Raw genomic sequence first — 6,287 nt, 5'->3', positions numbered from 1 at the left:
GATGACCGCCCCGGCCGCCGCCAACTCCCGCCGCCGGACCGAGGCCAGGAACAATCGCCGACGACGGATAGCTGGACTGGCCGGACGGTCGCCGGCCGAGTGGAAGCGTAGGGCTTCGAACAGCCGTGCTGGCGTCAGGATCTCGTCTATCGTCGGTGGGGCGTTGGCCACGGCCTCCTCGGTCAGGACCTGGACCTGTCCTCGGATGACCCCGGCGACCAGATCCTCGATCGAGCGGAAATGGTGGGTGACCGAGCCCGTCGTCACGCCGGCGCGATGGGCGACCGCGCGATGGGTCAGGCCCGCCAATCCCTTGTCCTCGACCACCTCGGCCGCGGCTTTGGCGATGCGCATCGCGGCCGGCGGCGCCGAACCGTGCGGCCGTGTTCCAGAAGCGTCCTCGGCTTGCGACAACGCCCCGCGCCATGGACGTAAGGGCGCGCCAAGCCAGACATGGGCGAAGTGCTCCACGGTGTCGGATAGGGCCGCATCCTCAAGGGCGGGCGACCAGGTCGACAGGTGATAAAGGGCCTCCGACTCGAAGAACACGTGCATCAAACGACCGTCTATCGGCGCGAGGCCGAAGCGTTCGGCGACCTCCAGCCAGAAATCCCGGAAAAGGCGAGTCCAGTCCGCGGCCGGGCCTTCGCCTGCCCCCGCCGCCAGGGCCTCCTGGTAGAGCAGGGCCAGACGCCGGCCTTCGGTCGTCCAGCTCCTGAGTCCGTGCAGCAGCGCCCAGGCCGCGCCATCGGGTGAGCCGGGCAGGAGGACGATCTCGGCTCTGCGCAGATCCAGCCAGGCGCGGGTCTCGTCAACAGCCAATGCGAAGGTTGACTGTAACAATCGTTCTATGTTGCCGAAGTTGTAGTTGATGGCGCTGGGCGACGCGGCCGCGTTCGCGGCGATCGCGCGCGCCGACGCGGCCGCGATTCCGTCGCGGGCGACAAGGTCGGCGGTCGCCAAGATCAGGCGTTGGCGAGTGTCGCTGGCGCGTTCGATCGCCAGTCTGGCTGGTGGCGCTGCGCTTGCGGGGCGAGAGGGTGGTCTAACGGCCATGGCGCATATTCTCCTGCGGGCGATCGATCGCAAGTCGGTTGCGGATGTGGACGGGGGTTTCATCAAAATGAAACATAACATTCGTTCTAAAGTCATGCCGCGAGCCTAGATGCGCTCCGAGCCCGACGGTCGGTCGGGGATGCTCGGGGTGAAGATTATGCAACAGGGTTTTGACGCGATGGCCCGGCGCGCGGCGCTGCTGGCGGGCGTGGCGACGCTGGCGCTTTGTGGGGCCGCCCGCGCGGCGGAGGGGCCCGCCCCGGCGGCGGCCGATGGCGCCACCAGCCTGGAAGAGGTCGTCGTCACGGCCCAGAAGCGCCAAACCAACCTGCAGGACACCCCGATCGCCATCTCGGCGATGGACAGCGAGGCCTTGAAGGCTCGTCACGTGCAGTCCGTCGAAGACCTCGGCGACGGCTCCATCCCTTCGCTGCGCGTCGCGCCGTTTTTCGCTCGTAAATCGGCTCTGACGATCGGGATGCGCGGCATCGGCGCCCTGGGTGACGCCAACCAGCCAGCCCGCGACCAAGCGGTCGGCGTCTACGTCAACGGCGTCTATCTGGGCCGCGCCCAGGGCCTTGGCTCGGCGCTCTACGACGTCGAGCGGATCGAGGTGCTCAAGGGGCCGCAGGGCACGCTGTTCGGCCGCAACACCGAGGGCGGCGCGGTCAGCATCATCACCAAGGCGCCGACCGGCGTGTTCGGCATGAACACGACGCTCGGCTATGGCGACTACAACGCCTACAAGGCCGAGACGCACATCGACTTGCCGGAATTCCACGATGTCAGCGTCAAGATCGACGCCTTGGTCTCCAAGCGCGACGGCACGATCACCAACCCGACCACATCGGACCAGCCGGACTTCAACAGCTACGACAAGCGCGGGGTCAGCCTGGAGGCGATGTGGCGGCCGTCGTCGAACTTCACCGCCGACTACGCCTTCGACGCCTCGTATGACGGCTCGACGCCTTACTATGTGCAGCTCGAGAAGAAGGGCGCCCTGGCCCTGGCGCCGCTCGCGCCGGTCCAACCCGATCGCGCCAAGGTCGCCAATGTCGGCGTGCCGCTGCAGCTCAGTGAAGGCGACACCTGGGGGCACCGCCTGAACCTGACCTGGAAACTGGCCGACAACCTGGATCTGAAGTCCATCAGCTCGTACCGCAAGCTGAAGCAGACCCAGTTCGACAACGGTGAGGTGGCCCTGTCGGTATTTGCGCCGAACGCGCCGTTCGGCCGCTACAGCATCGCCCGGGTCTGGCAGGACCAGTACAGCGAGGAGCTTCAGCTGGTCGGCAAGACCGATCGGATCGAGTACGTCGGCGGCGTCTTCTACTTCCGGGAAAAGGTCCGGGACAACGCCCAGACGCCCAACTCGCTGCAGTGGAACGCCACCGGCACGGCCTATACGACGCTGTCTCTGGACTTCAACACGATCCCGCTGGACCGGGCCAGCCACGTGACCACCACCAGCTACGGCGCCTTCGGACAGGCGTCGTGGACCCCGCCGATCTTGGACGACAAGGCTCACCTGACCGTAGGCGGCCGTTTCACGCATGACGCCAAGAAGGGCGACCTGGATGTCGTCAACGGCGCGCCGCCCAGCTATGTCGACGCCAACAAGAACACGATCACCGGCAAGATCCCGCTGGACGCGTCGTGGAGCCACTTCGACCCGCTGGTCACCCTGGCTTACGAGGTGACGCCGGACGTCAATGTCTATGGTCGGTGGAGCACGGGCTATAAGGCCGGCGGGGCCAATTCGCGCTCGTTGACCTACCGCGCCTACGACCCTGAGAAGGTCTCGATGTTCGAGATTGGGGCGAAGACGGAATTCTGGAGCCGTCGCGGCCGCCTGAACCTGGCGGCTTTCACCGGCGATGTGAAGGACGCCCAGGTCGACTTCAACGTCCTGATCCTCAACAACAATCGCGGCACGCTGGAGACCACCAACGCCGCGACCGGCAAGACCAAGGGCTTCGAAGCCGACCTCGCGCTCGTGCCGATCCGGGGCCTGACCCTGTCGGCCAGCTACGCCTATACCGACATCAAGCTGTCCAAGGCGTTCAATCCGTTCACGAACGCCCAGGCGACGATCTATCCGCTGTACACCCCCAAGAACGCCGGCAGCGTCGCGGTGGACTACGAGCACCCCGCCCTCGGCGCGACGTTCAAGGCGCACCTTGATGCAAATGTCGCCGACGCCCAGTACACCAGCACCACCGATCCGACGCTGAGCGACAAGTCCTTCACGATGAACGGCCGCCTGACTCTCGCGGACATCCATTTGGCCGAGGGTGCGCCGGCTCTGCAGCTCTCGGTCTGGTCGCGCAATCTGACCAACGAGTCCTACGCGTTCCTGCGCAACTACAACGCCGCCCTGGGGACCTACGCGATCTTCAACGAGCCGCGCACCTTCGGCGTCGAAGCCAACGTGAAATTCTAGAGCGTGACGCCGAAAGTGGGAACCGGTTTCGGCGAGTGTCACGCTCTAAGTATTTGATTTAGAGCCTCATTATCGCGTCAAAACGATTCCGTTTGACGCGCGAGGCTCTAGGCGAGGGGAGCCCCATGAAATCAAAACCCATCGATCGGCGCGCGTTTCTGGCCTCCGTCGGCGGCCTGGCGCTATCGCCGGCCGCCGTCGCCGCCTCGGCCGCGCTCGACGCCAAGGCCGCTCGAACCGCGCCGGGGACCATCCGCTTGGACTGGACCGGCGCGCAGGCGGTGGCGGTTCTGGTCTCGGACAATCCGGACGCCGCGAAGCGGGCCATGCGCCCGCTGGCCACGGCCTCGGGGGCCAGCGTCGATCTCGCCGCGCCGGTGTCGCCGCGTCCGTACTTCCTGGTGACCGCGGCCGACGGTCGTCAGACGCGGGTGGCCGAGCGCTTGCTGCCGTTGGAAGGCGGACGGAACTTCCGCGATATCGGCGGCTATCGCGCCTTCGACGGTCGCCAGGTGAAGTGGGGCAAGATCTATCGTTCGGGCGTGATGAGCGGCCTGACGATGAACGACATCGCCTACCTCCAGAAGCTCGGCATCGTCGCCATCTGCGATCTGCGCAACCCGCAAGAACGCGCCAGCGAGCCGAGCCCGTTTCTGGGCAAGCCTGGCGCGCCGAAGGTCGTCGCGACCGACTACGACATGAGCGCCTCGATGGCGGCCTTCATGGCGATGAAGACCCGCGAGGACGCCATCCAGGGCTTCGCCGACGCCTATGTCGGTTTCCTGGATCTGCTGGTCCCCCATTACACCGACATGTTCGCGCGCCTGGTCGCCAACCAAGGCCCGCTGGCCATGAACTGCAGCGCTGGCAAGGACCGGACCGGCATGGGGGCGGCCCTGGTCCTGTCGGTGCTGGGCGTCCCGCGCGAGACGGTGCTGGCCGACTACGCCCTGACCCAGGTCTACACGCCGCCGTCGGCCTATATGAAATCCATGGCGCAGGGGCGTTCGACGGGCGGTCTGACGCCCGAGCAGGCCCAAGCCATGGCGCGGCTGCCCACCGAGGTGCTGCAGGTGATCATGGGCTCGGACCCGGAAGTGATGCGCCGCGCGCTGGCCGCCGTGGACGTCAAGTTCGGGGGCCCGGTCGCCCTGGCGAAGGCCCGCTTCGGTTTGACCGATGAGAAGATCGCCAAGATGCGGGCGACCTACCTCATCTAGATCCGCTTCAGAGGCGCTCGATCGCCAGGGCCGCGCCCTGGCCGACGCCGATGCAGAGGGTGGCGAGCGCGCGCTTGCCGCCGGTGGCTTCCAGCTGGCGCAGGGCGGTCAGCACCAGCCGCGCGCCGGACGCCCCCAGCGGATGGCCCAGGGCGATGGCGCCGCCGTTCGGGTTCACGTGCGCGCCGTCGTCGGGCAGGCTCAGTTGTCGAAGCACGGCCAGGCCTTGAGCGGCGAAGGCCTCGTTCAGCTCGATCGTATCGAAGTCGCCGATCGAAAGGCCGGTTTTGGCCAGGAGCTTCCGCACCGCCGGGACCGGGCCGACGCCCATGACGCGCGGCGCGACGCCGGCGGTGGCGTAGCCCACGATGCGGGCGCGTGGCGTCAGGCCGTGACGCTTGGCGGCCTCTTCCGAGGCGATGACGAGGCCGACCGCGCCGTCGTTGACGCCCGAGGCGTTGCCGGCGGTCACCGTGCCGCCCTCGCGGACGACGGGTTTCAGCTTGGCCAGCGCTTCGATCGTGGTCTCGCGCGGGTGTTCGTCGCGGTCGACGAGGGTCGGGCCGGCCTTGCCGGGAATCTCGACCGGGGTGATTTCGCCGGCGAGGAAGCCGTTGGCCTGGGCCGCCGCCGCCCGCTGCTGGCTGCGCAGGGCGAATGCGTCCTGGTCCTCGCGGTTCACCCCGTAGTCGGCGGCGACGTTTTCGGCCGTCTCCGGCATGGAGTCGACGCCATAGGCCTTGCGCATGGCCGGATTGACGAAGCGCCAGCCGATGGTGGTGTCGAAGATCTCGGCGTTGCGCGAGAAGGCGCTGTCGGCCTTGCCCATCACGAACGGCGCGCGGCTCATGCTTTCGACGCCGCCGGCGACGACGAGGTCGTTATGGCCGCTGGCGATGGCGCGGGCGGCGTAACCGACGGCCTCCAGGCCCGAGGCGCACAGGCGGTTGACCGTCACGCCCGGGACTTCGACCGGATAGCCCGCCAGCAGCAGGGCCATGCGGGCGACGTTGCGGTTGTCTTCGCCCGCCTGGTTGGCGCTGCCCAGCACCACCTCGTCGATGGCCGACAGGTCGAGGCCGGGGTTGCGGGCCGCCAGGGCCTTCAACGGGATCGCCGCCAGGTCGTCGGCCCGCACCTTCGACAGAGCGCCGCCATAGCGGCCGAAGGGGGTGCGAATTCCGTCACAGATGAAGGCGGCCTGGGTCATGCGAAGCTCCGACTGAAGCGTCAGCTTGGGTCCTGCCGCGCCTCTCGTCCAGTGCGGGCGGGTCGAACGTTTTCCCACAGGCGCCGCTCTTGCCTGTGGACGGAATCAGTGGGCAGCTTGGGGCGTAATCGGCGCGGGAGCTTTGTCCATGGGGCGAACGAGAAACTGGGTGAGCCGCAACTTTTTCGGTGTGTTGATGGGCGGTTGGGGGCTTATCGCGCTCGTGGCCTGGGGGGTCTTCTTCCGCTAGAGCCCTTTCCGATCTGATTGATCCAATCAGATCGGATAAAAAGGGCTCTAAATCAAAAGTTTAGAGCATTTTTCGATCCGATAACCGTTTCACACTTATCGGAAAATG

5 protein-coding genes are annotated in these 6,287 nt (G+C 66.9%); 3 read left to right on the top strand and 2 right to left on the bottom strand.

The genetic code is table 11. From position 1 onward, the window contains the following. Positions 1-963, bottom strand: a 963-nt coding sequence (locus OR37_RS20755) for a TetR/AcrR family transcriptional regulator (RefSeq protein WP_054508545.1), incomplete at its 3' end; no start/stop codon positions are given. Here OR37_RS20755 and OR37_RS21820 point away from each other — a divergent pair. The 3 genes from OR37_RS21820 (at position 872) to OR37_RS11400 (ending at position 4,719) form a co-directional block, all read left to right on the top strand. After that, positions 872-1,165, top strand: a complete 294-nt coding sequence (locus OR37_RS21820) for a hypothetical protein (protein WP_165570599.1) — start codon at positions 872-874, stop codon at positions 1,163-1,165. The two genes, OR37_RS20755 and OR37_RS21820, sit on opposite strands and share 92 nt — an antisense overlap. Before the next feature lie 48 nt (positions 1,166-1,213). After that, positions 1,214-3,499, top strand: a complete 2,286-nt coding sequence (locus OR37_RS11405; protein WP_054508544.1) for a TonB-dependent receptor — start codon at positions 1,214-1,216, stop codon at positions 3,497-3,499. 125 nt (positions 3,500-3,624) lie between these two features. Then, positions 3,625-4,719 (top strand): tyrosine-protein phosphatase, encoded by a 1,095-nt coding sequence (locus OR37_RS11400; protein ID WP_004619801.1) that lies wholly within the window; start codon positions 3,625-3,627, stop codon positions 4,717-4,719. A gap of 7 nt (positions 4,720-4,726) precedes the next feature. Here the strand turns inward: OR37_RS11400 and pcaF are convergent, their stop codons facing one another. Further along, complete coding sequence (gene pcaF / locus OR37_RS11395; RefSeq protein ID WP_004619799.1) at positions 4,727-5,929, bottom strand: 3-oxoadipyl-CoA thiolase; 1,203 nt, start codon at positions 5,927-5,929, stop codon at positions 4,727-4,729. Positions 5,930-6,287 lie beyond the last annotated feature (358 nt).

This window comes from Caulobacter vibrioides OR37 (assembly GCF_000372645.1).
In the GTDB taxonomy this organism is placed as follows: domain Bacteria; phylum Pseudomonadota; class Alphaproteobacteria; order Caulobacterales; family Caulobacteraceae; genus Caulobacter; species Caulobacter vibrioides_E.
The sequence above is the reverse complement of the archived record's forward strand: the minus strand, read 5'-3'. Positions and strand labels throughout refer to the sequence as shown.

Excerpts from the sequence above, each read along its gene's own strand:
- OR37_RS11400 (WP_004619801.1), top strand. The coding sequence starts at position 3,625 with ATGAAATCAAAACCCATCGATCGGCGCGCGTTTCTGGCCTCCGTCGGC.
- pcaF (WP_004619799.1), bottom strand. The coding sequence starts at position 5,929 with ATGACCCAGGCCGCCTTCATCTGTGACGGAATTCGCACCCCCTTCGGC.
- OR37_RS21820 (WP_165570599.1), top strand. The coding sequence starts at position 872 with ATGGCGCTGGGCGACGCGGCCGCGTTCGCGGCGATCGCGCGCGCCGAC.
- OR37_RS11405 (WP_054508544.1), top strand. The coding sequence starts at position 1,214 with ATGCAACAGGGTTTTGACGCGATGGCCCGGCGCGCGGCGCTGCTGGCG.